This is a genomic window from Marinobacter sp., from assembly GCF_041687235.1.
Lineage (GTDB): Bacteria > Pseudomonadota > Gammaproteobacteria > Pseudomonadales > Oleiphilaceae > Marinobacter.
The window spans coordinates 49,831-73,111 of record NZ_JAWLCH010000003.1 but is presented as its reverse complement, the minus strand read 5'-3'; the positions used below and the strand labels follow the sequence as shown (position 1 = coordinate 73,111).

General features: G+C 57.6%; 19 protein-coding genes. 4 read left to right on the top strand and 15 right to left on the bottom strand.

All coding sequences use genetic code 11. The annotated features are described in order from the left end of the window. Nucleotides 1-143 precede the first annotated feature (143 nt). Complete coding sequence (locus ACESMK_RS05810; RefSeq protein WP_372996191.1) at nt 144-1,934, top strand: acyl-CoA dehydrogenase C-terminal domain-containing protein; 1,791 nt, start codon at nt 144-146, stop codon at nt 1,932-1,934. Nucleotides 1,935-2,023: 89 nt separating this feature from the next. Here the strand turns inward: ACESMK_RS05810 and ACESMK_RS05805 are convergent, their stop codons facing one another. The 5 genes from ACESMK_RS05805 to leuS all read right to left on the bottom strand — a co-directional run bounded on the left by ACESMK_RS05805 (nt 2,024) and on the right by leuS (nt 7,409). Beyond that, nucleotides 2,024-2,659, bottom strand: a complete 636-nt coding sequence (locus ACESMK_RS05805) for an endonuclease (protein ID WP_372996189.1) — start codon at nt 2,657-2,659, stop codon at nt 2,024-2,026. Between the two features lie 196 nt (nt 2,660-2,855). Then, a complete protein-coding gene (locus tag ACESMK_RS05800; protein WP_372996187.1) occupies nt 2,856-3,119 on the bottom strand; it encodes a hypothetical protein in 264 nt (87 codons plus the stop codon). Nucleotides 3,120-3,230: 111 nt separating this feature from the next. Beyond that, the gene (gene holA / locus ACESMK_RS05795) at nt 3,231-4,238 is read right to left on the bottom strand and encodes a DNA polymerase III subunit delta (RefSeq protein ID WP_372996185.1); all 1,008 of its coding nucleotides are present in this window, start codon (nt 4,236-4,238) and stop codon (nt 3,231-3,233) included. After that, nucleotides 4,235-4,822 (bottom strand): LPS assembly lipoprotein LptE, encoded by a 588-nt coding sequence (gene lptE, locus ACESMK_RS05790; protein ID WP_372996183.1) that lies wholly within the window; start codon nt 4,820-4,822, stop codon nt 4,235-4,237. Before lptE ends, holA begins: the two co-directional genes overlap by 4 nt. 1 nt (nt 4,823) lies before the next feature. Further along, nucleotides 4,824-7,409, bottom strand: a complete 2,586-nt coding sequence (gene leuS / locus ACESMK_RS05785) for a leucine--tRNA ligase (RefSeq protein ID WP_372996703.1) — start codon at nt 7,407-7,409, stop codon at nt 4,824-4,826. A gap of 448 nt (nt 7,410-7,857) precedes the next feature. On the opposite strand from leuS, the gene ACESMK_RS05780 reads away from it, so the two are divergent. Further along, nucleotides 7,858-8,406 (top strand): zinc ribbon-containing protein, encoded by a 549-nt coding sequence (locus ACESMK_RS05780; protein WP_372996181.1) that lies wholly within the window; start codon nt 7,858-7,860, stop codon nt 8,404-8,406. On the opposite strand, the gene lnt is transcribed toward ACESMK_RS05780, so the two are convergent. The 5 genes from lnt to miaB form a co-directional block, all read right to left on the bottom strand. Continuing rightward, the gene (gene lnt / locus ACESMK_RS05775; RefSeq protein ID WP_372996179.1) at nt 8,375-9,937 is read right to left on the bottom strand and encodes an apolipoprotein N-acyltransferase; all 1,563 of its coding nucleotides are present in this window, start codon (nt 9,935-9,937) and stop codon (nt 8,375-8,377) included. The two genes, ACESMK_RS05780 and lnt, sit on opposite strands and share 32 nt — an antisense overlap. After that, nucleotides 9,927-10,772: an HlyC/CorC family transporter gene (locus ACESMK_RS05770; RefSeq protein ID WP_088827602.1), complete on the bottom strand. Its 846-nt coding sequence runs from the start codon at nt 10,770-10,772 to the stop codon at nt 9,927-9,929. Before ACESMK_RS05770 ends, lnt begins: the two co-directional genes overlap by 11 nt. Then, nucleotides 10,769-11,242, bottom strand: coding sequence for an rRNA maturation RNase YbeY (gene ybeY / locus ACESMK_RS05765; RefSeq protein WP_372996177.1), 474 nt, complete (start codon nt 11,240-11,242; stop codon nt 10,769-10,771). The genes ACESMK_RS05770 and ybeY overlap by 4 nt, the downstream gene beginning before the upstream one ends. Next, nucleotides 11,239-12,222, bottom strand: a complete 984-nt coding sequence (locus ACESMK_RS05760; protein WP_372996175.1) for a PhoH family protein — start codon at nt 12,220-12,222, stop codon at nt 11,239-11,241. The genes ybeY and ACESMK_RS05760 overlap by 4 nt, the downstream gene beginning before the upstream one ends. A 504-nt stretch (nt 12,223-12,726) precedes the next feature. Next, nucleotides 12,727-14,073, bottom strand: coding sequence for a tRNA (N6-isopentenyl adenosine(37)-C2)-methylthiotransferase MiaB (gene miaB / locus ACESMK_RS05755; protein ID WP_372996173.1), 1,347 nt, complete (start codon nt 14,071-14,073; stop codon nt 12,727-12,729). Nucleotides 14,074-14,462: 389 nt separating this feature from the next. Between miaB and trmH the strand changes: the two genes are divergently transcribed. After that, nucleotides 14,463-15,245 (top strand): tRNA (guanosine(18)-2'-O)-methyltransferase TrmH, encoded by a 783-nt coding sequence (gene trmH / locus ACESMK_RS05750; protein WP_372996171.1) that lies wholly within the window; start codon nt 14,463-14,465, stop codon nt 15,243-15,245. On the opposite strand, the gene ACESMK_RS05745 is transcribed toward trmH, so the two are convergent. The 4 genes from ACESMK_RS05745 to ACESMK_RS05730 form a co-directional block, all read right to left on the bottom strand. Beyond that, on the bottom strand, nt 15,181-16,197 hold the full coding sequence (locus ACESMK_RS05745; RefSeq protein ID WP_372996169.1) for a nucleoid-associated protein: 1,017 nt from the start codon (nt 16,195-16,197) through the stop codon (nt 15,181-15,183). The genes trmH and ACESMK_RS05745 overlap by 65 nt on opposite strands. 226 nt (nt 16,198-16,423) lie before the next feature. Next, nucleotides 16,424-18,082, bottom strand: coding sequence for a sulfate adenylyltransferase subunit CysN (gene cysN / locus ACESMK_RS05740; protein ID WP_372996167.1), 1,659 nt, complete (start codon nt 18,080-18,082; stop codon nt 16,424-16,426). 1 nt (nt 18,083) lies between these two features. Further along, the gene (gene cysD / locus ACESMK_RS05735) at nt 18,084-18,992 is read right to left on the bottom strand and encodes a sulfate adenylyltransferase subunit CysD (RefSeq protein WP_372996165.1); all 909 of its coding nucleotides are present in this window, start codon (nt 18,990-18,992) and stop codon (nt 18,084-18,086) included. Between the two features lie 161 nt (nt 18,993-19,153). Then, complete coding sequence (locus tag ACESMK_RS05730) at nt 19,154-19,564, bottom strand: PilZ domain-containing protein (RefSeq protein ID WP_372996163.1); 411 nt, start codon at nt 19,562-19,564, stop codon at nt 19,154-19,156. A gap of 314 nt (nt 19,565-19,878) precedes the next feature. Here ACESMK_RS05730 and rimO point away from each other — a divergent pair, with 314 nt between their 5' ends. After that, complete coding sequence (gene rimO / locus ACESMK_RS05725; RefSeq protein WP_372996161.1) at nt 19,879-21,225, top strand: 30S ribosomal protein S12 methylthiotransferase RimO; 1,347 nt, start codon at nt 19,879-19,881, stop codon at nt 21,223-21,225. Between the two features lie 583 nt (nt 21,226-21,808). On the opposite strand, the gene gatB is transcribed toward rimO, so the two are convergent. Further along, nucleotides 21,809-23,260, bottom strand: coding sequence for an Asp-tRNA(Asn)/Glu-tRNA(Gln) amidotransferase subunit GatB (gatB, locus tag ACESMK_RS05720; RefSeq protein WP_372996159.1), 1,452 nt, complete (start codon nt 23,258-23,260; stop codon nt 21,809-21,811). Between the last annotated feature and the right edge of the window lie 21 nt (nt 23,261-23,281).

Sequence of the window (23,281 nt, the reverse complement as noted above, 5' to 3'; positions counted from 1 at the left end):
TGAGTTACGATCCGCTTTTAGGGTAGAATAACGGCCCATAAAAATAATCTTCAGCGGACACATAGCCCGAGCAGGTGTGACCGGCCGGAACACCGGCCCCATTGCCACCTGAACAGACTGACAGAATTTTTGGAGAGTTTTAGATGGCTGATTATCAGGCACCCCTACGTGACATGCGCTTCGTTCTGAACGAGGTTTTTGATGCCCCCGCCCTGTGGGCCTCACTGCCCAAGGTTGCCGAGAATGTGGACCCGGAAACGGCCGACGCCATTCTTGAGGAAGCCGGCAAGATCAGCAGTGGTGTTCTCGCGCCCCTGAATCGCGAGGGTGACGAGCAGGGCTGCAAGTGGAATGACGGTGAGGTGACCTCTCCGGACGGTTTCAAGGAAGCCTACCAGACCATCGTTGAAGGCGGATGGAACGGACTCGGTGGTAATCCGGATTTCGGCGGAATGGGTATGCCCAAGACTCTGGTGGCCCAGTTTGAGGAAATGATGCAGGGCGCCAACATGGCGTTTGGCCTGGCACCCATGCTGACCGCTGGCGCCTGTCTGGCCCTGGACGCCCACGGTAGCCAGGAACTGAAAGAAAAGTACCTGCCGAACATGTACTCCGGCGTCTGGTCTGGCGCCATGGACCTCACTGAACCCCATGCCGGCACAGACCTGGGTATTATCCGCACCAAGGCTGAGCCCAATGACGACGGGTCGTTCAACGTCACAGGTACCAAGATCTTTATTACCTGGGGCGAGCACGACATGGCAGAGAACATCATTCACCTGGTTCTCGCCAAGCTACCGGATGCGCCCAAGGGGCCCAAAGGCATTTCCCTGTTCCTGGTGCCCAAGTTCCTGGTAAACGACGACGGCTCCCTCGGAGAGCGCAACAGCTTCAGCTGTGGTTCGATCGAGAAGAAGATGGGCATCAAGGGCTCGGCTACCTGTGTCATGAACTTTGATGGCGCCAAAGGCTGGCTGGTTGGCGAGGAGAACAAGGGCCTGGCCGCCATGTTCACTATGATGAACTACGAACGTCTGGGCGTAGGCATCCAGGGCATCGGCGCTGCTGAGGCTTCTCTGCAAAGCGCACGGGAATACGCCCTGGATCGCATTCAGAGCCGGGCGCCGACCGGTGCCCAACAGCCCGAGAAAGCCGCAGACCCGATCCTCGTGCACCCTGACGTCCGCCGCATGCTGCTCACCATGAAAGGCTATGTGGAAGGCGGTCGCGCTTTCTCAACCTATGTGGCTCAGTGGCTGGATATCTCCAAGTACGCCGAGGATGATGAGCGCCGCAAGCACGCTGAAGGCATGGTGGCGTTGCTCACGCCGGTAGCCAAGGCTTTCCTGACCGATCGGGGCCTGGATGCCTGCATCATGGGGCAGCAGGTCTTCGGTGGCCATGGTTTCATCCGCGAGTGGGGCCAGGAGCAACTGGTTCGTGACTGCCGCATTACCCAGATCTATGAGGGTACCAACGGAATCCAGGCACTGGATCTGATGGGGCGGAAGGTGGTTGGCAGCCAGGGCAAACTCTATGAGCTGTTCGCCCAGGATGTGGCGAATTTCCTGGAGGAAAACAGTGGCGACGAAAACCTGCGTCCGTTCCTGGAGCCTCTTGCTGCAGCGGTTGAGCGTCTCGACGACGTCACCGAGCACGTGATCAAGCAGGCTGGCGATAACCCGAACGCCGTCGGCGCGGCCTCTGTAGACTACCTGGACCTGTTCGGTTTGACGGCTCTGGGCTACATGTGGGCGAAGATGGTTAAAGCCGCTGCGCCCCAGGCTGAAAGTGATACCTCTGGTTTCTACAGTGGTAAGCTGAAGACAGCCCGGTTCTACTTTGACCGCCTGCTGCCAAAAACGGTCTCCCTGGCCGAGGGTATCCGCAGTGGCAGCGAATCCATGATGGCGCTGACGGCAGAAGAGTTCTGAATCCGCCGGCAATAGCCACACACAAAAAAACAGGCCTTCGGGCCTGTTTTTTTGTGGCTCACTGCTAATGAGGTTGGTGTCTCAGAACCTCACAGTCGCTCCATTCTCTCTGGATTGGTAACGAAAGGATTGTCGTTGCCCTGGATGTCAGCAATGCGCCGGTGACGTGTCAGCTCGCCATCATCCGGAGGGTCGATTCGGTTCCATCCCTTGAAAACGGCAGAGGAGCCTAGCCAGGGCAGGTTATAGGTGTCCACCATATAGGCGACGGTGCGGGCGACATCGCCTTTGACGCGCACGGGCGGCTCAAAGAACTGGGCGCTCTTGCGAATACCGCATTCATCCTCGGTCACCGACGAGCCGAGTTCTTCGTAGCGGGCGTTGCGGCGGCCCATCTCGGTTCGGCTTCGCACCGGTATCATGTTATGCAGGTCGGAAGCGATCTGCCGGTAGCGGTTGTCCTGCTCACACTGGCGCGATGTACCGCAGTCCAGGGCACTGCGGATATCTGCCAGTGGGTAAACGTACCCGTCTGTCAGGATAAAGCCTTTGCTGGTGAAAGGGGTGTCACAAAAGAAGGAATTACCGCCACTGGCGTATAGGTCGCCCCAGAAGTGCTCGGTAACGACGGTCTCGGGATCGCTGAACCGGATATTCTGGCCAATCACGAGGGTGGTCGTCAGTAACAGGCTGAGAGCTGTGGGTATCAGTAAGAGTCTTTTCATACGCCTTTTATACCTCGCAGTGTACTTGGGCGCCCTGGCAATACGGGCCCTTTAATCAGGACCGATCAGGATCTGATCAAGCGGGTCAAAAATATGACGCTTTGTTCACTGATACTGTGAAGTATGGCACAGAGGCTCCAATCCACGGAGCCTCTGAGGTAGAAATTTGTGGCGTAGTGTTAACGGGTTAACAGTTTTACTTCAGTTTGTTGCGAATGTTCTGGTAACCGGTTTTCAGATCTTCGCCCAGTTTCTCGGCGGTCTGGCGGGCTTCCTGGGACGCATCCCCGGCATCATGCAGAACCTGGTCGATCTTGGTTCTGAACCGATCCCAGTCCTGCTCTAGATCGTCCCATTCGTCCTTCACATCTTCCCGGGCCAGATGCATCTGAACGCGGGCTTCATCCCGGTACTGTTTTACCTTTTCCGACAGCTTCTTGAGCTCTTCTTGAAGACTCATTTCAAGCACCTCCTTGGATTGATGGTGTTCTTACAATGCGCCCGATTGTAAAAAACTGTCAAGGGGGTTGCCGTGCCAGAAGATGACAAGGAGGAAAGAGTTTGACTCAGGTCAGGAACGGCCGGCAAGCAGGGCAGACATATCCCGAAGATAATGCCAAGGAGTCAGGGGGTCGAAGCCTTTGGCCGCCCGGTCGATCTGACTGCACAGGGCGATAGCGTCGTGCAACTGTGACCGGTTCAACCGACGTGCGGCCTGCTCCAGGGCTCGCGCCCTTTGAGGCTGGAACACGCCCCGTTTTTTCAGGAAAGCCGCCGGGTTTTCAGACTGGCCGGCCGAAGACTTCAGCTCAAGCAGGAGGTTGAGGTCGCGGCTGAGAACCGATAACAGGCCCAGCGGGTTTTCTCCCTCCTGCTGGAGGACGGTGATCATCTTGCCAGCGTGCGGCGCCCGGCCACTTAGCAGTTCTGTCACCAGTTCAAAGCCGTTGAACCGGGAGCTGTCCTGAACCGCCTGTTCGACGGTTTCTTCGTCGATGGTGCTGCCGTTCGCCAGCAGCGACAGCCTGTCGAGCTCCTGGCTGGCGGCAAGCAGGTTGCCTTCCAGACGTTCGCTCATAATCGCCAGGGCACCCCGGGTCAGGCTGAGCCCACGATTGCTGGCCCTCTGCTGGAGCCAGCCCTGAAATTTGTCGGCATCGACAGGCCATACCGGAACGTGGACGCCTTTGCCCTGGAGTTCCTTGTACCATTTTCGGCGGGTCTCGGCCGCGTCCAGGCGGGCGCTGATCAGCAGCAGGATAATATCCTCAGGGGGTTCCTGAAGCACCCGCTCGAGTACCGCCCGGCCGTCCCCAAGCTTGCCGGTTGGCAGGTGAATCTCAATGCGCCGTTTCTCTGCGAACAACGACATCGCGCTGAATTCATCGGCTACAGCATTCCAGTCCAGTTGATGATCGGCATGGAAGGTCAGGCGGTCATGGAAACCAGCGTCCTTTGCGGCCTTTCGAACCTGGTCGCAACACTCCTGCACCAGCAGTGGTTCATCCCCGGAAATAAGATAGACCGGAGCCAGGCCTTTTTTCAGCAGCTGGGATAACTGTCCCGGATTGGTTTTCATGGCTGGCCTGTGGATGAGCCGTCGGCTTCCTGATTGCGCCGGTGCTGCGCCCGAATGGACTCAATCCGCTCCGACGTCAAAGGAGCAAGGCGGAATATCACCTGTTGCGCAAGGCGATCATCCAGTTGCTGGCGGAGGGATTCTTCTTCCCGTTGTTTTGCCAGCACGTTGGTTTCATCGTAACGATAGCTTTCACTGGTGGTTAGCCGGGTCTCGGCGACCAGGGGAATTCGGTCTGCACTGACAACGTCGAGATCCACCGAATGACGCAGCGTGTATTCCGCAGCACCCGCCTGGGCCGTAATGGCGGTTGCACGCCGGTCCTGCTCAAAGTTTCTCAGGCGCAATACATAGTCGGCATCTTCGACCGCGGTGAGCCTGACGTCGCCCAACGAGAGCTGTTCACGTATTGCCCGGCAAAGCGTATCGGGTATCTGTGACGAGCAATCCACCGCCAGGGGCTCAAGGGCTGCAGAAACCGGTGGTGCCCCCCGCAACTGGAACCCGCATCCCGCAACAAGCGCCGCCATGACAGCCGCGGACATCAGGCAGGTTGCGGATCTCAGGGCGGAGTAGCGTGGCATCTCAGTTAGCCACCACGTTCACCAGTTTGCCGGGTACCACGATGACCTTGCGCACCGTTGCGCCCTCCGTGAAGCGCATAACGTTCTCGTTCTCCAGCGCCAGCTTTTCCAGGTCGGCCTTACTGATGTCGGCGGGTACATCTTCCTTGGCCCTTACCTTGCCATTGACCTGCAGTACCACCTGGATCTGGCTGCGAACCATCGCGGCTTCATCGGCTTTTGGCCAGGGGGCGTCGACGACGGGTTCTTCATGACCCAGCGCCTGCCACAGGGTATGGCAAATGTGTGGCACGATCGGCGACAGAACAAGCACCGCGGTGTCCAGGGCTTCCTGGCGGACCGCCCGGGTCTGGGGTTCGTCACCCTGGAGCTTGCCAACATCGTTGAGCAATTCCATCACGGCGGCAATGGCTGTGTTGAAGGTCAGGCGGCGGCTGATATCGTCACTGACCTTGGCAATGGTCTCGTGAGTCTTGCGGCGCAGGTTTTTCTGGGCATCGTTCAGGCCCGCCGCGTCGACAGCCGGGGCAGCGCCAGCGGCGGCATGTTCGTTCACCAGGCGCCAGAGACGCTTGAGGAACCGGTGTGCGCCTTCAACGCCGCTATCGGACCATTCCAGGGACTGTTCCGGGGGCGCAGCAAACATCATGAACAGGCGAACAGTATCGGCACCATGCTCGTCAATAATGGCCTGGGGATCGATACCATTATTCTTGGACTTTGACATCTTGGTGACGCCGCCGGAGACCACCGGCTCGCCATCCTCTTTGTGTACGGCTCGAACAGGCTGGCCTTTTTCGTCCCGTTCGACGGTAACGTCGGCGGGGGAGATCCACACTTTCCCGCCCTTACCGTCTTCGCGGTAATAGGTCTCTGCCAGAACCATGCCCTGGCAAAGCAGCCGGTTGAAGGGCTCGGAACTGGTCACCAGCCCGACATCCCGCAGAAGCTTGTGGAAGAAGCGTGCATACAGCAGGTGCAGAATGGCGTGCTCAATACCACCGATATACTGATCCACCGGCAGCCAGTAGTTGGCGGCGGACGGGTTCAGCATGCCCTGATCGTAATTGGGGCTGCAGAACCGGGCGTAGTACCAGGAAGACTCCATGAACGTATCAAAGGTGTCGGTCTCCAGGGTCGCCGGCTGGCCATTGAATTCAGTCTTACACCACTCGGGGTCGGCCTTGATGGGGGACTGGACGCCGTCCATTTCGACATTTTCCGGTAGCCGCACCGGCAGCTTGTCATCTGGTACCGGCATCTCGGTACCGTCTTCCAGAGTCATCATCGGGATCGGTGCGCCCCAGTAGCGCTGGCGGGACACGCCCCAGTCGCGCAGACGGTAGTTCACGGTGCGCTTGCCGATGTGGTGTTCTTCCAGGTAGCTGGCGATTTCGTCGAAGGCTTCTTCGCTGGTCAGGCCGCTGTATTTTCCAGAGGACACGAGCGTGCCTTTCTCGGTAAACGCCTCTTCCTGCACATCAATCTCACGGCCGTCGCGGGCGGCAATGACCTGCTTGATGGGAAGCTTGTACTTGCGGGCAAACTCATGGTCCCGCTCGTCGTGGCCCGGAACCGCCATAAGCGCGCCGGTGCCGTAATCGGTCAGAACAAAGTTGGCAACCCAGATTGGAATCTCTTCCTGGGTCAGTGGATGGATCGCTTTGAAACCGGTATCGATACCGCGCTTCTCCATGGTGGCCAGCTCGGCCTCGGCAGTCTTGCTGTTTCGACACTCTTCGACAAATTGAGCCACATCGCGATGACGCTCCGCCGCCTCTTTGGCCAGCGGGTGCTCCGCCGCCACGGCCATATAACTGACCCCCATCAGGGTGTCCGGACGCGTGGTGTAGACCGTCAGGCCACTGTCCCGGTCTTTCAGCGGGAAGGTCAACTCGGTACCTTCCGACTTGCCGATCCAGTTGCGCTGCATGGTTTTGACCTGCTCCGGCCAGTCTTCCAGCTCATCAAGGTCGTTCAGCAGTTCTTCGGCGTAATCGGTAATGCGGATAAACCACTGGGGAATCTTCTTCTGTTCCACCAGCGCCCCGGAGCGCCAGCCCCGGCCGTCCACAACCTGCTCGTTGGCCAGGACTGTCTGGTCCACCGGATCCCAGTTCACCGTGGACATCTTCTTGTACACCAGGCCCTTCTCATACAGGCGGGCGAAGAACCACTGCTCCCAGCGATAGTAATCCGGCTTGCAGGTCGCCAGCTCCCGCTCCCAGTCGTACCCGAAGCCCAGCTGCTTGAGCTGGTTCTTCATGTACTCGATGTTGGCATAGGTCCACTTGGCCGGAGCGGTCTTGTTGGCAATGGCAGCATTCTCGGCCGGAAGGCCAAAGGCATCCCAGCCCATGGGCTGCATCACGTTCTTGCCCTGCATGCGCTGGTAGCGGGAAATGACATCGCCGATGGTGTAGTTGCGGACATGCCCCATGTGCAGTTTGCCACTGGGGTAGGGGAACATGGACAGGCAGTAGTACTTGGGTTTGCCCGGTTCTTCCTTCACCGTGAAGGTTTTGTTCTCTTCCCAGAAATTACGGGCATTCTGTTCTACGTCACGGGGATTGTATTGCTCGTCCATTCCTGCCATTACCGAAATTACCTTGTGTGGAAAAATAAAAGCCTGTATCAAAATCATGTCCGGAGCGGGCCGCACATTCTAACGCACACTAGCCTTTACAGGTAGTCTGCCAATTTTCCGTTCTTGTGCCAGACTTATAGCTATGGGGAAGGTTCTGGCGGGTATGGCTCCCCGGGACACGCCGTGAATACGTCCGTGTAGGCTTGATCGCAGCATCCCTGCTGCTCACAGTCCCGGGGAGCCACACCCGCCAGAACCCCAAACAAAGTCAGTGGATTCAACAGGCGTGTTCCCGAGGTTTGGGAGACGTGGTGGGGGCGTTCTTGCCGGGACTGTCTGCAGCATGGATGCTGCAGTCAAGCGTACAGGGATGTATTTACAGCGTGTCCCGGCAAGAACGCCCTCAGCGCGGCTCTTGCACCCAGATTTGCGGTATCAAGGAGTCAATATGACACAACCAGAAAGAAGTCATCTCTCAGGCAAGGCACTGGAAGTTTACGACCGTATGCTGGAGCGGGTAAAAACGCGTCTCCATGACCTGCAAGAAACATCGCTCCAGAACCTCGAGGAAGAGGTCGACAAGGCGGTGGAGTTCGAGTACGAACTGGGGGAAATGACCCGGGATGAAGCAAATCTTCTCGGAGCCTATCTGCAGCGGGATCTCGAACACCTGTTGCATTTTGTCGAGGAGACCGGCGAGGGGCTGAGTGAATGGTTGCAGCTCGATATCGCTCTGCTGGAACACCAGTTGGCCAATAGTTTGTTATCGGTTGCTGATAGAACCGTCGTCGACTTTCTGGAGCTAAAACAGAAACTGGAAAACAAGGAAGTGGGCCAGTATATCTCAGGCGAGGTGGCCACCGCCGGAATGTTCCAGTGCCTGAACTGCGGACATATGAGGTGCCTGACAGCCACCAGCCACCTGGAACCCTGTGAGGCCTGCGGCTCCCACTACTACGAGCGGGTTACGAGCCGCTGGCCGAAACAGGAGGAATGATCCGCTCCCGGACAAACACGATCAGGATGACCGCCAGGGTCAGGACCGGCCAGGAGCCAGTCTGCATATAAGGTGTACTGCCTTTGGCGGTAAACACCTCGCCGGTCAGAGTGGCGCGCTCGAACTGTGGAATGGTTTCAGTCAACTCGCCCCGGTGGTTGATGATCGCGGTCACTCCATTGTTCGTGCCCCGGAGCATGTACCGTCCGGTTTCAATGGCGCGCATTCTGGCAATCTGCAAGTGCTGTAACGGACCAACGGAGTCGCCGAACCAGCCATCATTGCTGATGGTCAGAAGAAGGCCGGAGCCCCGGGCATTGAAAGCGACGAAATCGGGGTAGGCGACCTCATAGCAGATGAATGGCATGACATTGACACCATTGGCCGTTAGCGGATCCTGCCAGGCAGGCCCGCGGCTGAAATCGCTCATGGGCAGGTCAAAGAAGCCAATCAGCCCCCTCAGAACGCCCTGCAGTGGCACATACTCGCCGAACGGCACCAGCTTCTGCTTGTGGTAAATGCCTTCGCCATTGCCGATGGCCATGATGCTGTTGTGGAACGTGAAATCCTCAATACGATCACTGAAGCCGTACCAGGGTATTCCGGTAATCAGGGTACTATGCTCGCCCAGTTCTTCACTGATGTGATCAATGATCTTGCCGGCCTGATCCTGGGGGATGGGAATGGCAGTTTCCGGCCAGAGGATCAGGTCTGTGTCCCAGTGGTCCTCCGTCATTCCCAGGTAGGTGACAATCTGGTCCTTCAGGAAGTCCGGGTCCCATTTGATTTGCTGGGGAATGTTGCCCTGCATCGCGGCAAAGGTCGTGGGTTCGTCGCTTAGCTCCGTCCAGTTGACCTGGTTCATGGCCGGGGCAATCACCCACGGAAGCAGGGCGGCAAGCACCGTCACCCCTGCAGCGATCGGTTTAAGGTGCTTCATGAGCCACCATCCGCCATAAACTGCGGCACCGGTGGCAGCGATCCAGAAGGTGATCCCGTGCACGCCGGTCAGCGGAGCCAGCCCGGCCAGGGGGCCGTCCGTGTGTGCCGTGCCCAGATACAGCCAGGGAAAGCCGGTGAGTAGCCAACCCCGAAGCCAGTCGCCCAGAATCCAGATGGCCGGAAACAGGATCAGTCGCCTGACCGGGCTGTCTTTGGCAAGCTTGCCCCAGAACCAGAAGGCCAGGCCATGGAACAGCGCCAGGCCTGCCACAAACAGAACCGTCAACAGGATGGCAATAGGAATTGCCGTGTTGCCGTGTTCACTGATGCTGATGTAAACCCAGCTGGCGCCGCTTGCAAACAGCCCGAGGCCGGTGAGCCAGCCGGCCCGGAACAGCTTTTCGGGGGCCAGGGGCACGGTGACCAGAAGAATCAGCAGAACCGAGACGGGCCCCAGCCACCAGAGGTTGAACGGCGAAAAGGTCAGGGTCTGAAGGGCGCCGGCAACCAGAAGGGTTGCCGTACCCAGCCAGGCGTTGGAGGAAAGCGGAGTATTCAGCGCTGTGGTATGTGTGGCCTTACTGTTCACTTCGGGTTACCTGCAACAGACGGATGACGCGGTTATCGGCGTTGGCAATGGTAAAGCGCAAGCCGCCGAATTCAACCGATTCGCCCCGTCTGGGCAGGTGTCCGAATTCCTTGAGAACCACGCCACCGATGGTGTCGAACTCTTCCTCGTCCATTTCGGTCTCGAAGAATTCGTTGAAATCATCTATCGGAGTCACCGCTTTAACGGCATAGCTGCCATCGCCACGGGCCTTGATGTGGGTTTCTTCATCGAAATCGTGCTCGTCTTCGATTTCACCAACAATCTGTTCGAGCACATCCTCAATGGTGATAAGCCCTGCAGTACCACCGTATTCGTCCACCACAATCGCCATATGATTGCGGTTCTCCTTGAACTCCTTGAGAAGCTGGTTCAGGCGCTTGCTTTCAGGCACAAACGTGGGCGGTCGCAGGATTTCCCGGATACGGTTCCAGTTCAGGTCGTTGTTCAGGGCAAGGGGGAGCAGATCCTTGGCCAGAAGGACGCCAATCACGTCGTCCTGGCTGTCCCCGATGACCGGGAACCGGCTGTGTGCAGAATCCATGATTTCGCCCAGAAACTCTTTGGGCTCCTGGGATGCCTTGACGGTGACCATCTGTGAGCGGGGAATCATGATTTCATCCACCCGCATGTCGATCACCTGCATGGCACCTTCAATGATGCTCATGGCATCGACATCGATGATGTTCTGGGACTCGGCGTCCCGCAGGATTTCCAGCACGTCCTCGACGGACTCAGGCCCGCTGGAGAAGGCCTGTGATATACGTTCCAGCCAGGACTTGCCGCCCTGGCTGCGACTCGACTGATCGTCGCTCATGAGTCTTTTTCCGTTTCCTCTGCTTCGTAGGGATTGCCAAATCCGAGCTGCGCCAGCAGCCGGACTTCGAGGGCTTCCATGACCTCGGCATCTTCATCTTCTATATGATCGAAACCCTGGAGATGCAACATGCCGTGCACCACCATGTGAGCCCAATGTGCGTCCAGGGTCTTGTTCTGCTCCCTGGCCTCTTTTTCGACAACCGGCGCACAAATCACCAGATCTCCGGCCAATGGCACCGTTATACCGGCTGGCGCCTCAAATGGGAAGGACAATACGTTGGTCGGATAATCCCTGTCCCGATACTGGTGATTGAGGGCCTGACTCTCTTCGGTTCCGACAATACGGACCGTCACTTCGGATGGATCCTCGCCCTGCCAGGCAAGTTGAGCCCAGGCCTGCACCTGGGCTTCCGATGGTATCCCCGGCGCCTCGAAAACCTGTTGGAAATCCACAGTCAGTTCGCTCACTGGCCGGTCGCACTCCCGTCGTCAAAGGAATCGTAGGCTTCCACAATCCGCTGAACCAGCGGATGACGCACCACGTCCTTCGCTTCAAACCTTGTGAATCCGATGCCGGCTACTTTACTCAGAACGCCAGCAGCATGAATCAGCCCGGAATTCTGGCCCCTGGGCAGGTCCACCTGGGTGGTGTCGCCGGTGATAACAGCCGTGGAGCCAAAGCCGATCCGGGTCAGGAACATCTTCATCTGCTCCCGGGTGGTGTTCTGGCTTTCGTCCAGAATGATGAACGAGTTGTTCAGCGTGCGGCCGCGCATGAACGCCAGCGGCGCAATCTCGATCACACTCTTCTCGATCAACCGGGTAACCTGCTCAAATCCGAGCATTTCATAGAGCGCGTCGTAGAGCGGGCGCAGATACGGGTCTACCTTCTGGGCCAGATCCCCGGGCAGGAAGCCGAGCTTCTCGCCAGCCTCGACGGCAGGCCGGACCAGCAGAATCCGCTTCACCTGTTCGTCTTTCAGGGCCTCAACCGCACAGGCCACCGCCAGCCAGGTCTTGCCGGTACCCGCCGGCCCGATCCCGAAGTTGATATCGTGGGTGCGGATGTTATGAACATACTTCTGCTGGTTTGCGCCCCGAGGCTTGGCCTGCAGCTTCGGCGTCTTGATAACCGTTACGGCCCCATCGTAGGGCACATCCTCCGGCAGGCGCTCAAAACCGGTTTCCCGAATAAACAGATGCACGGTATCCGGCGGAATGTCATCCGTGGCTTCGGTTTCCCGATACAGATGCCGAATAACCTCAACGGCCGCCGCCACATGCTCGGTTTCCCCTTCCACCCGAAAATGATGACCCCGCCTGCCAACTTTCACATGCAGGCGTTTTTCAATCATTTTCAGGTTTTCATCAAACTGGCCACAAAGCGTCGCCAGCCGACGCTGGTCCACCGGGTGCAGGTCAAATTGTCTGTGATCGTTGGCGTTCAAAAGTGCTCCGTTTTGGTTTACTCCCCTTGTTTTTTCTGGGAGTACGTATTTCTGATGTTCGGTTAGCGGGCAAGGGCCGGAGGGGCTTTCCAAAAAGCGCCCGCAAGTACTTCCCTGTAGGGCTCGGTCGCGCCATCCCTGGCGCTCCACGTTTTTGGAAAGCCCCTCCGGCCCTTGTCCTGATAAGTCTATGTGCAGGTCCGAGTATGAAAAAACAAGTAGGTCGGATTAGCCGGAGGCGTAATCCGACAGGTATACTCGTGAAAGGTACATTGTTGGATTACGACTTCGTCTAATCCAACCTACGAAATACCGATGTTCATCTCATAGCTTCTTGCAGACGACTGTAAGGCTTGCGGAGAGTGGTGCGTATGGCTTCCCAAAAATGTCGGCGGCCAGGGATGGCCGACGCCAAGCGCACATGGATGTGCTCGTAGCGTTTTTTGGGAAGCCATACGCACCACTCGCCCTACACCAAACCCCAGACGGATGGGAAACCGGCGCCTAGTAAAACTCCGAATCCACAGGCACCCCGCGAAGAGAATTGGGATAGGCCTCCACAATATCGACATCAATAAAGTGCCCAACAACCTCCGGGTTCTCATGCCGGAAATTCACAATCCGGTTGTTCTCGGTACGCCCCGCATACTCCCCGGGGTCCTTCTTGGACAGACCGGTCACCAGAATCCGCTGGGTACTGCCAACCATCTTGCGGCTGATATCCATCACATTCTGGTTCAGGCGATCCTGCAGGATGCTCAGGCGCTGCTTCTTGACGTCCATCGGCGTCTCGTCCGGCAGGTCCGACGCCGGTGTGCCCGGACGGGCGCTATAGACGAAGCTGAAAGACATGTCGAAGCCGATGTCGTTGATCAGCTTCATGGTGTCCTCGAAGTCTTTCTCGGTTTCACCCGGAAAGCCGATGATGAAGTCCGAGGAGAAACTGATATCCGGGCGAATCTTGCGCAGGCGGCGCAGCTTGGATTTGTACTCCAGTGCGGTGTGGCCGCGCTTCATGGCAGCCAGGATCCGGTCGGAGCCGCTCTGGACCGGCAGGTGCAGGTGGCTGACAAGTTCAGGGACGCGCTCGTAGACCTCAATCAGAGCATCCGAGAACTCGACCGGATGTGATGTGGTGTAACGGATGCGGTCGATGCCCTCGATGGTGGCGATCAGTTCAATCAACTCTGCCAGATCCATGGTGTCGCCGTCGTGGGTTTCGCCACGGTAGGCATTCACGTTCTGGCCCAGAAGGTTCACTTCGCGAACACCCTGGCTGGCCAGGTGGGCGACTTCAGCGATTACATCGTCGGCCGGCCGGCTGACTTCTTCACCACGGGTGTAGGGCACCACGCAGAAGGTGCAGTATTTGCTGCAGCCTTCCATGATTGAAACAAATGCGGAGGGGCCATCTGCGCCGGGCTCTGGCAGGTTGTCGAATTTCTCGATTTCCGGGAAGCTGACGTCCACCACGCCAACACCGTTACCCTTCGCGCGCACTTCGGTAATCATGTCCGGCAGGCGATGCAGGGTTTGTGGACCAAAGACCATGTCGACGTACGGTGCGCGGTCGATGATGGCCTGGCCTTCCTGGGATGCCACGCAACCGCCGACGCCGATGATCATGTCGGGCTTTTTGCTCTTCAGCTTTTTCCAGCGGCCAAGCTGATGAAACACCTTCTCCTGGGCCTTTTCCCGGATGGAGCAGGTGTTCAGCAAGAGGATGTCGGCGTCATCGGGTGAATCGGTCATTTCGACGGTTTCACCGGTTTTGAGCAGGTCTGCCATGCGGGCAGAATCGTACTCGTTCATCTGACAGCCGTGGGTTTTGATGTACAGCTTTTTGGCCATGGGTCTCACGTAATCTGATGGATGTTGCGCCGGGAACTGGATGGTTGAAACGGGGCGCCAGCAAAAAGGAACTGAGTATTATAACGGGGTGCTTAAACTTCAACCACCTTTGTCTCGGCTAGTTGCTAGTCCGCTTGTGGTATTATTTGTGGCTTATGGTTTCGGGGCTGAATCGATTGGGGAGGAGCTTTCCAAAAAACGCCCGTAAATACGTCCCTGTAGGGCTCGGTCGCGCCATCCCTGGCGCTCCACGTTTTTGGAAAGCTCCTCCCAAATCGCTTCGACGGGCCTCGCGATACACCCCGAATAAAGATGAAACGTAGGTCGGATTAGCCGAAGGCGTAATCCGACAACCTCGGAAACCCAAAACCAAAAAACCAAACACCAAAATGACCCCCGAACGCCTCGCCCGAATCAAACAAACCCTCAACACCCGGCAACCGGATCTGAGCGTCCTCACCGACCAGGTCCACAAACCCCGGAACCTGTCTGCGATCATCCGCTCCTGCGATGCGTTTGGCCTTGCCAACATGCATGTGGTCTGGCCAAAGGAAGGCTTCCGCGCGTTTCGCAAAACCGCGGGCGGCAGCTACAACTGGGTCACTACCCACACCCACCGGAGCATGGACGAGGCGATAGCGAAGCTGAAAGGGCAGGGTCACAAGCTCTACGCCGCACAGCTTTCCGACCGGGCCATCGATTTCCGGGAAGCCGATTACACCGTGCCGTGTACGGTCGTCATGGGTAACGAAGTGGATGGCGTCAGCGCCGATGCCGCGGCCCAGGCCGACGAACATATTGTGATCCCGATGATGGGCATGGTGGAGTCGCTCAATGTATCCTCCGCCTGCGCGATTATACTCTCGGAAGCCCAGAGGCAGCGGAAATTGGCCGGCCTGTTCGACCAGCGCCGGCTGCCGGACGACGAATACAACCGCCTACTGTTCCGCTGGTGCCAGCCGACGGTTAAACGCTACTGCGACGACCGTAACCTGCCATACCCACCGATCGACGCGGAAACCGGAGAGCTGATTGACGGTGTCGGCTGGATGCAGGAAGTCCGCAAACTGCGGGCCAATCGCCGCAGATGGGATGACCCGGGAAATATTACTCCTCCCGAGCCTCAAGATACCGCTGAAGCTGCTCCCGCAAAGCCTTGGGAAGCCGGGTGATGGTCAGGGCATCCTTGTCTCGGTCGTAGTAAACCGCCTGATTCACCAGGTCGGATGAAAAGGACACGCTCATCCCGCCACCGGAGCCTGCAATACGCACCAACTTCTTCACTTTCCGGTGGTCAGGGTGCAGCACGCCGCTTTCCGGCAGTTCGGCGGTTTTCGAGGCAAACTCCTTGAACCGCTGCGGCTCACTCTCGTCCAGATAGCCAGACAGAGCCTCAATTTCCACCGGCTCGCCCAGGGCATGCTGCTCCTTACAGAACTCGTAAGCCTTGTTGCGAACCTCGCCAGCCTTCTCCGGCTCCGAGGATTTTGCGAACGCCTCCACGGCATCCAGGAAGGTCATGGTTTCCTTTTCCACATCGACCTGATTGGTAAACCCGCACAGGCGAATGAACAGCTCCCCCGGTTCCCCGGTGCCACGACCATGCACCAGTGTCAGATAGTTTTCTGCCGGGTTATTGCTGCGCCAGTCATCCAGTTCAATGCGAACGGCCAGGTTCAGTCGGGAAAGGCTGAGTACATCGGTGGCATCCAGTGATTGGTTGCCGTCAAAACGCATGGCACTGTCGGTCTCCATAACATACAGGTAGACCACCTCGGCATCCGCCAGGGCGTCGTGGACGATCATCAGGTGGCCGTCGAATTCTTCCTGGCTGCCAGTGAGCAGTTCCTGCCACTGCCCAAACAGGCGGTCGGTCATGGCGCCGAAGGTTTGCTTGTCTTCCAGGTAGTCCTTGAGCCAGGCACTGAACGGGCACTCGCCCAGGTCTTCGGAAAACCGGCCGTATTTCTTGCCGGGCTTGCTGTTGAACAGCCGCTTCATCTGTTTGTGCAGTCCCTCGTAATCGCCACCGGGCTCCTGCAGGGCCTCGCCGGTCACGAGGCGGGCAGGCTGGCCCGGCTGGTACTGGCTGGCGAAGGCAGTGCGGAGGTGTTTGATGGCCATTTTTTGGCTCCTGTTCGTTGTTTCGGTTCACTCAGAGAGGCGGGATTCTGCCATGTATTGGCGTGGGATTCATTCCTGGTCTTCTGCCTTGGGGGTGGGGGTATCTTTTTCTGCCGGGAAAAGATGTCTGAGCGAAGCGAGTTGCTTTTCACAAAAAAAAAGACACCCCCACCCCGGCGCCAGCCACCAAAGCAGGGATATCTCTCGTGTACTCAAAAGTCAGAAATCAAACCCGCTTGCTGCGAATCAAATCCTGCACAAGTTTGCCAACAGCCTCAGGAATCTCCTGCTCGTTGTCGGCGGTTGTCGCCGCATTGGCGATGTCCGTGCCGAGATTGACGGCAATGGCTACCAGTCCATGGGAAGTCAGAAGCTGAGCAACGCGACGGCGCTCATCGGCATCGCCGGCGTTTTCTTCGGTGACCACCACGGCCGTTTTGCCCTGGTCGAACAACGCGCGTTCAACGGCAAGTGCCAGTGCCGGCGCCTGGCGGCCATTGCAGGCAATGATGGCCGGCTTCTGGGCCAGGCGGCGTTCCCGCTCTTCTACCGAAACCGGATCGAGGGATTCGCCGGAATCGGCCAGGCCAGCCACCATGCCTGCACCGATGGTGACGTTGGACAACCGGTCGATCACGATAAAGCTGCCGGTGGCATGATTGCGCTGATAGGCGTCAAATGCGATCGGCTGGTTCAGGGTCAGCTCACACAGACCAATTTCGTTGAGCTGGAGCTGGCTTGGGTTGGCCTGCTGTTCCAGGGTGTTTACATCGGTCTGGTGGTGAATCTTCTTCACCGTGCCGGAGGTAAACGTCGGCCCCAGCTTGATGTCGTACAGGCGACCGGTTTCCAGGGGTGCATCGGTCATCCAGACGATATTTGCATTAAAGCGGTTGCCCACTTCCGGCTCGTCTTCCACTTTGACCAGCATATCGCCGCGACTGATGTCGATTTCATCGGCCAGCGTGAGGGTAACCGCCTGGTCGATGTAAGCTTCTTCCAGGTTGCCGTCGAAGGTCACGACCTCTTTCACTGTACTGGTGCGCCGTGAGGGTAGGGCCATGACTTTTTCGCCCGGGCGGATCACGCCGGAGGCGATGGTGCCGCAGAAGCCGCGGAAATTCAGGTTCGGGCGGGTTACGTACTGAACCGGGAAGCGGAAATGCTCCAGGTTCTTGTCCCGGCCCACTTCCACGGTTTCCAGGATTTCCATCAGGGGCTGGCCGGTGAACCAGGGCGTGTTCTCGCTCTTGTTCACCACGTTGTCGCCTTCAAGGGCGGAAAGCGGTACAAAGCGGATGTCTTTCAGACCCAGCTTGGCGGCAAACGCCAGGTAATCGTCTTTGATTTCGTTGAATCGTTCTTCGCTGAAATCCACCAGGTCCATCTTGTTCACTGCCACCACGATATGGCGGATGCCCAGCAGTGAGGCGATGTACGAGTGCCGACGGGTCTGGGTCAGCACGCCGTGTCGGGCATCGATCATCAGGATCGCGACCTGCGCGGTGGATGCGCCGGTGGCCATGTTACGGGTGTACTGTTCGTGGCCCGGCGTGTCGGCAATGATGAACTTGCGCTTGTCGGTGGAGAAGTACCGGTAGGCCACGTCAATCGTGATGCCCTGTTCCCGCTCCGCCTGCAGGCCGTCCACCAGCAGGGCGAGGTCAAGTTTCTCGCCGGTGGTGCCCATTTTTGCGCTGTCGGTTTTCAGGCTGGCCATATGATCTTCGTAGATCATCTTGGTGTCGTGCAGCAAACGGCCTATCAGGGTGCTCTTGCCGTCGTCGACGCTGCCACAGGTGAGCAGGCGCAGGAGTTCCTTGTTTTCGTGCTGCTTCAGGTAGGCCTGAATATCTTCTGCAATCAGATCAGACTGGTGTGACATCTTAGAAGTACCCTTCCCGCTTTTTCTGTTCCATGGAGCCGGCTGAGTCGTGGTCGATGACCCGACCCTGGCGCTCGGAGCTCTTGGCCAACAGCATTTCCTGGATAATGTCCGGGAGGGTGTTGGCTTCTGATTCGATGGCACCCGTTAGCGGGTAGCAGCCCAGTGTCCGGAAGCGGACCGATTTCATCATCGGTTTTTCGCCCTCCTTCAATGGCATGCGGTCGTCGTCCACCATGATCAGGGTGCCGTCGCGCTCAACCACCGGGCGCTCGGCAGCGAAATAAAGCGGAACAATGTCGATGTTCTCAAGGTAGATGTATTGCCAGATGTCCAGTTCCGTCCAGTTGGACAGGGGGAACACACGGATACTCTCGCCCTTGTTGATCTTGCCGTTATAAATGTTCCACAGCTCGGGCCGCTGGTTTTTCGGATCCCACCGGTGGTATTCATCCCGGAACGAATACACGCGCTCCTTGGCGCGGGACTTTTCCTCGTCGCGGCGGGCACCGCCGAACGCTGCGTCGAACTTGTATTTGTCCAGAGCCTGCTTCAGGGCCTGGGTTTTCATAACATCGGTGTGCTTGGCACTGCCATGGGTGAACGGTCCGATGCCCTGATCAACGCCTTCCTGATTGGTGTGCACAATCAGGTCGAGGCCAAACTTCTGAGCCACGTTATCCCTGAACTTGATCATGTCCTGGAACTTCCAGGTGGTATCAATGTGCATCAGGGGGAAGGGCGGTTTGCCGGGATAGAACGCTTTCAGGGCCAGATGAAGCATTACCGCGGAATCTTTACCGATGGAATACAGCATTACCGGATTGTCGAACTCGGCTGCCACTTCCCGGATGATGTGGATGCTTTCCGCTTCCAGCTGTTTCAGGTGCGTGAGGTTGTATGTGGTCATGGTAATCCGTTGCCGCCGTGCGGGCCATTTTGGCTATGCGAATTGATAGGGCAACTATACCAGAGCAGGTGAGGGCATAAGAAGACGCCCAACTAGACATTGGGGTTATAACAATATAGCAGGTGTCAGGCGCCGGGCTTTAGCAAATTGGCCTTGCTTGCTCAGGCCGGATTGCGGGAGTCGGCCAGTAATTTGGCAACGTAGCGGTCGACGTAATCAAAGCCGTTGCCTTCAAATTCCGCAAACTGGATTCCGAGCTGGAATTCGTCCCGGGCGATCCGGCGCATGTGGACAATGTTTCCATCAGCAATGATGGCTACCGGCTGTGTGGCAACGACTGGCACCGAGAAGCGGGTTTTGACAGCAATCCAGTTGCCGGGCGCGGGTGCTTTCTGTTCCGGCACGAGTTGCTTCACGGTTTCCTGATTGCAGGAAATCATCACTCCGGTGCGCGAGAGATTCGAGACCGAACAGGTCAGGCAGCAGCCGTCCGGCTTTTCAATGGTGATGTCGGTGGCTACGTCCACTCGCTGTTGGTTGCGCAAATTCAGTTTGGCGGCGACAGGTTTCATGTTGACTCTTCTGGCGTGTCTGGTTGCAAATGAGGCTGCCTTTCCCATAAATCCCTTCCAGAAAAACACTTAAACTCATGATAAACGCATGAAAGTGTAGTTGTTTACTTTGTGATCAGCAAGAAGCCTGCCGCCTATAGTGGCAGATTTATTAAATCTTTCTGAACGAGACGTCACAAATTTTGACGTCTGTCAGTCAAAATCGCTGTTTTCAATAGTTTGTCTTTTGCTGCAGGCGGTCCTGTGCCTGGTGTAAAATAGCCGCCTCCATTCATTTGTGGGCTCCACTGAGCTCCGGGAATTCCAAGCCTTTTATGACAGACAACACCCAGAACCCCGCAGCGTCCGGCAACGGCAAAGTCGGTTTCATCAGCCTCGGCTGCCCCAAGGCACTTGTCGATTCCGAGCGCATCCTGACCCAATTGAGGCTGGACGGCTACGATGTCGTGCCAACCTACGATGATGCAGACATTGTGGTGGTCAACACCTGTGGCTTTATTGATGCCGCCAAACAGGAATCCCTGGACGCCATTGGCGAAGCCATCAGCGAAAACGGCAAGGTCATTGTCACCGGTTGCATGGGTGTTGAAGCCGACAAAATCCGTGAGACCCACCCCGGCGTTCTGGCGGTTTCCGGGCCCCATGCCTATGAAGAAGTGGTTGGGGCGGTTCACCAGTTTGTTCCGCAGCAGAAACAACACGATCCGTTTACCGACCTGGTTCCGCCCCAGGGTATCAAGCTGACCCCGAGGCATTATGCCTACCTGAAGATCTCCGAGGGCTGTAACCACCGCTGTACCTTCTGCATTATTCCCTCCATGCGCGGCGACCTGGTCAGCCGGCCCATCGGCGATGTGATGGATGAAGCCCAGCGCCTGGTGGATGCCGGTGTGAAAGAATTGTTGGTTATTTCTCAGGACACCTCCGCCTACGGCGTTGACACCAAATACCGAACCGGTTTCTGGCAGGGCCGGCCGCTCAAGACCAAAATGCAGTCACTGTGCGAAGCCCTGGGCGAAATGGGTGTTTGGGTACGTCTGCACTACGTTTACCCATACCCCCATGTAGATGACATCATCCCCCTGATGGCGGAAGGCAAAATCCTGCCGTACCTGGACATCCCGTTCCAGCACGCCAGCCCGAAAGTCCTCAAGGCCATGAAGCGCCCGGCCCATGACAGCAAAACCCTGGAGCGCATCCGCAAGTGGCGCGACATCTGCCCCGAGCTGACTATTCGCTCCACTTTCATCGTCGGCTTCCCCGGTGAAACCGAGGAAGATTTCCAGTACCTGCTGGACTGGCTCGATGAGGCTCAGCTGGATCGCGTTGGCGCGTTCAAATACAGCCCGGTGGAGGGCGCCAAGGCCAACGAGCTGGAAGGTGCGGTTCCCGAGGAAGTCAAAGAAGAGCGCCTGGCCCGCTTCATGGAAAAACAGGCCGAAATCTCAGCGGCTCGGCTTCAGGCTAAAATCGGCCAGACGATCGACGTGCTGATTGATGAGGTCGACGAGGAAGGCGCCATTGGTCGCTCAAAGGCCGATGCGCCGGAGATCGACGGCATGGTTTACCTCAACGATGAAACTGACCTTGTTCCGGGTGAAATCGTTCAGGCGGTTGTTGAGCATGCTGATGAGCACGATCTTTGGGCTCGGCTTGTTTAGTGGTGTTTGAGTTCGGCTCGTAGCCTTCTGGTTCTGGGGGCGGGCCATGGCGGGGTGTGCCTCCCAAAAACCGCTACGAGCACCCGCAAGCGGGTCCAGCCAGCAATCGCAGATTGCTGTCGCTCCGCGGCACGCGAAGCTTCGCTTCTAAAGCGTTTGCTCCGCCCATGTGCGCTTGGCGTCGGCCATCCATGGCCGCCGACATTTTTGGGAAGCTCCTCCCGCCAAAGCCTCAGAATCTTCAGATATAGGGAGCAAACAGGCCGGATGAATGAGATTAGTAGGTCGGATTAGGCAAAGCCGTAATCCGACAAAGGAGTCTGTCGTTCAAAGGTGTCGGATTACGCTCCGCTAATCCGACCTACGATTTTGTTTTGATGGTCTGTATTCGCGAGGACACGCCGCCAGTTCGAGTGCCGTGGTGGGTAGAGCCTCCAAAAAATCTGGAGCGCCAGGGATGGCGCGACGAAGCCCTACAGGGACGTATTCACGGGCGTTTTTTGGGAGGCTCTACCCTCCATGGCAGCCCTCCAAGCTAGCAGGCTAGGGCCGAAGCTAGAAACCACGACCCAAGCCAAAGAGGTTACCCCCCAAGCTTGCGAACAAGAATCTCGTTAAACAGCTTCGGGTTCCCCTGGCCTTTAGAAGCTTTCATCAGCGGTCCCATGAAGCCACCGAGCATCTTCTTGCGCTTCTTCGGGTCTTCCTCATTCTGATACTGCGCCACCTGATCCGGCATGCCTGCCAGAACCTCATCCACCATGGCTTCCAGGGCGCCAGTGTCGGAAACTTGCTTCAGACCCTTGGCATCGATGATGGCATCGACGCTGTCGTTCTCGCCGGTCCAGAGTGCTTCGAAGACCTTCTTGGCGCCGGCTGAAGAGATGGTATTGTCGGCGATGCGCACAACCAGGTCACCGAGCTGTGCGCCGGTAACGGGCGAGTCGCCTACGGATTTCTCTTCCGCATTGAGGCGAGCAGAGAATTCGCCCTGGATCCAGTTGGCCACCAGCTTGGCGTCTTTGCCATGGCTTGCGGCTTCCTCAAAGAATGCTGCCAGTTTCGAGTCGCCGCTGAGCAGGCCAGCGTCGTAGTCGTTCAGACCATACTGGTCCATGAACCGAGCTTTGCGGGCGTCCGGCAGTTCCGGAAGGCTGTTGCGGGCTTCGTCAATGAACGAGTCATCAATTTCCACGGGCAGCAGGTCGGGGCAGGGGAAGTAGCGGTAGTCGTTGGCTTCTTCCTTGGTACGCATGGAGCGGGACTCATCCCGGTCCCCGTTGTAAAGGCGGGTTTCCTGCACGATGGTGCCGCCATCTTCCAGGATATCCATCTGCCGCTCGACTTCGTGGGCGATGGCCTGCTCCATGAACCGGAACGAGTTGAGGTTCTTGGTTTCGGTACGGGTGCCCAGTGTGTCAGAGCCTTTTGGCTTCAGAGAAATGTTGACGTCAAAGCGCATGGAGCCCTGGGACATGTCGCCGTCGCAAATTCCCAGCGACGTCACGATGCCGTGCAGCTTTTTGGCAAAGGCCACGGCTTCCTCCGCATTGGTCATATCCGGCTCGGTGACCACCTCGATCAGCGGCGTACCTGCCCGGTTGAGATCAACACCGGTCATGCCGTGGAAATCCTCGTGCAGGGATTTTCCGGCATCTTCTTCCAGGTGTGCGTGGTGGATTCGTACGCGCTTGGTTTCGCCGTTCGCCAGGTCAATATCCACATAACCGGGGCCGACAATCGGTCGCTCCAGCTGGGTGGTCTGGTAGCCCTTGGGCAGGTCCGGATAGAAATAGTTTTTCCGCTCGAATACCGAGCGGCGTTCAATTTCCGCATTCACCGCCAGGCCAAACATCACCGCGTAGCGAAACGCTTGCTCGTTGGGTACCGGCAGGGTGCCGGGCATGGCCAGGTCAACGGCGTTGGCCTGGGTGTTGGGCTCGGCGCCGTAAGCGGTGCTGGAGCCGGAAAAAATCTTGGTTTTGGTGGCGAGCTGAACGTGAATTTCCAGCCCGATCACAATGTCCCACTGCATACTCGTTCTCCTGTCCCGGGC

Bases quoted from the DNA above. Each gene is read 5' to 3' on its own strand.
- leuS (WP_372996703.1), bottom strand. From the start codon at position 7,409: ATGGACGAGCAATACAATCCCCGTGACGTAGAACAGAATGCCCGTAAT.
- holA (WP_372996185.1), bottom strand. From the start codon at position 4,238: ATGAAAACCAATCCGGGACAGTTATCCCAGCTGCTGAAAAAAGGCCTG.
- ACESMK_RS05730 (WP_372996163.1), bottom strand. From the start codon at position 19,564: ATGAAACCTGTCGCCGCCAAACTGAATTTGCGCAACCAACAGCGAGTG.
- trmH (WP_372996171.1), top strand. From the start codon at position 14,463: ATGACCCCCGAACGCCTCGCCCGAATCAAACAAACCCTCAACACCCGG.
- lptE (WP_372996183.1), bottom strand. From the start codon at position 4,822: ATGCCACGCTACTCCGCCCTGAGATCCGCAACCTGCCTGATGTCCGCG.
- cysD (WP_372996165.1), bottom strand. From the start codon at position 18,992: ATGACCACATACAACCTCACGCACCTGAAACAGCTGGAAGCGGAAAGC.
- miaB (WP_372996173.1), bottom strand. From the start codon at position 14,073: ATGGCCAAAAAGCTGTACATCAAAACCCACGGCTGTCAGATGAACGAG.
- ACESMK_RS05780 (WP_372996181.1), top strand. From the start codon at position 7,858: ATGACACAACCAGAAAGAAGTCATCTCTCAGGCAAGGCACTGGAAGTT.
- ACESMK_RS05805 (WP_372996189.1), bottom strand. From the start codon at position 2,659: ATGAAAAGACTCTTACTGATACCCACAGCTCTCAGCCTGTTACTGACG.
- ACESMK_RS05745 (WP_372996169.1), bottom strand. From the start codon at position 16,197: ATGGCCATCAAACACCTCCGCACTGCCTTCGCCAGCCAGTACCAGCCG.
- ACESMK_RS05800 (WP_372996187.1), bottom strand. From the start codon at position 3,119: ATGAGTCTTCAAGAAGAGCTCAAGAAGCTGTCGGAAAAGGTAAAACAG.
- rimO (WP_372996161.1), top strand. From the start codon at position 19,879: ATGACAGACAACACCCAGAACCCCGCAGCGTCCGGCAACGGCAAAGTC.
- ACESMK_RS05770 (WP_088827602.1), bottom strand. From the start codon at position 10,772: ATGAGCGACGATCAGTCGAGTCGCAGCCAGGGCGGCAAGTCCTGGCTG.
- ACESMK_RS05810 (WP_372996191.1), top strand. From the start codon at position 144: ATGGCTGATTATCAGGCACCCCTACGTGACATGCGCTTCGTTCTGAAC.
- cysN (WP_372996167.1), bottom strand. From the start codon at position 18,082: ATGTCACACCAGTCTGATCTGATTGCAGAAGATATTCAGGCCTACCTG.
- gatB (WP_372996159.1), bottom strand. From the start codon at position 23,260: ATGCAGTGGGACATTGTGATCGGGCTGGAAATTCACGTTCAGCTCGCC.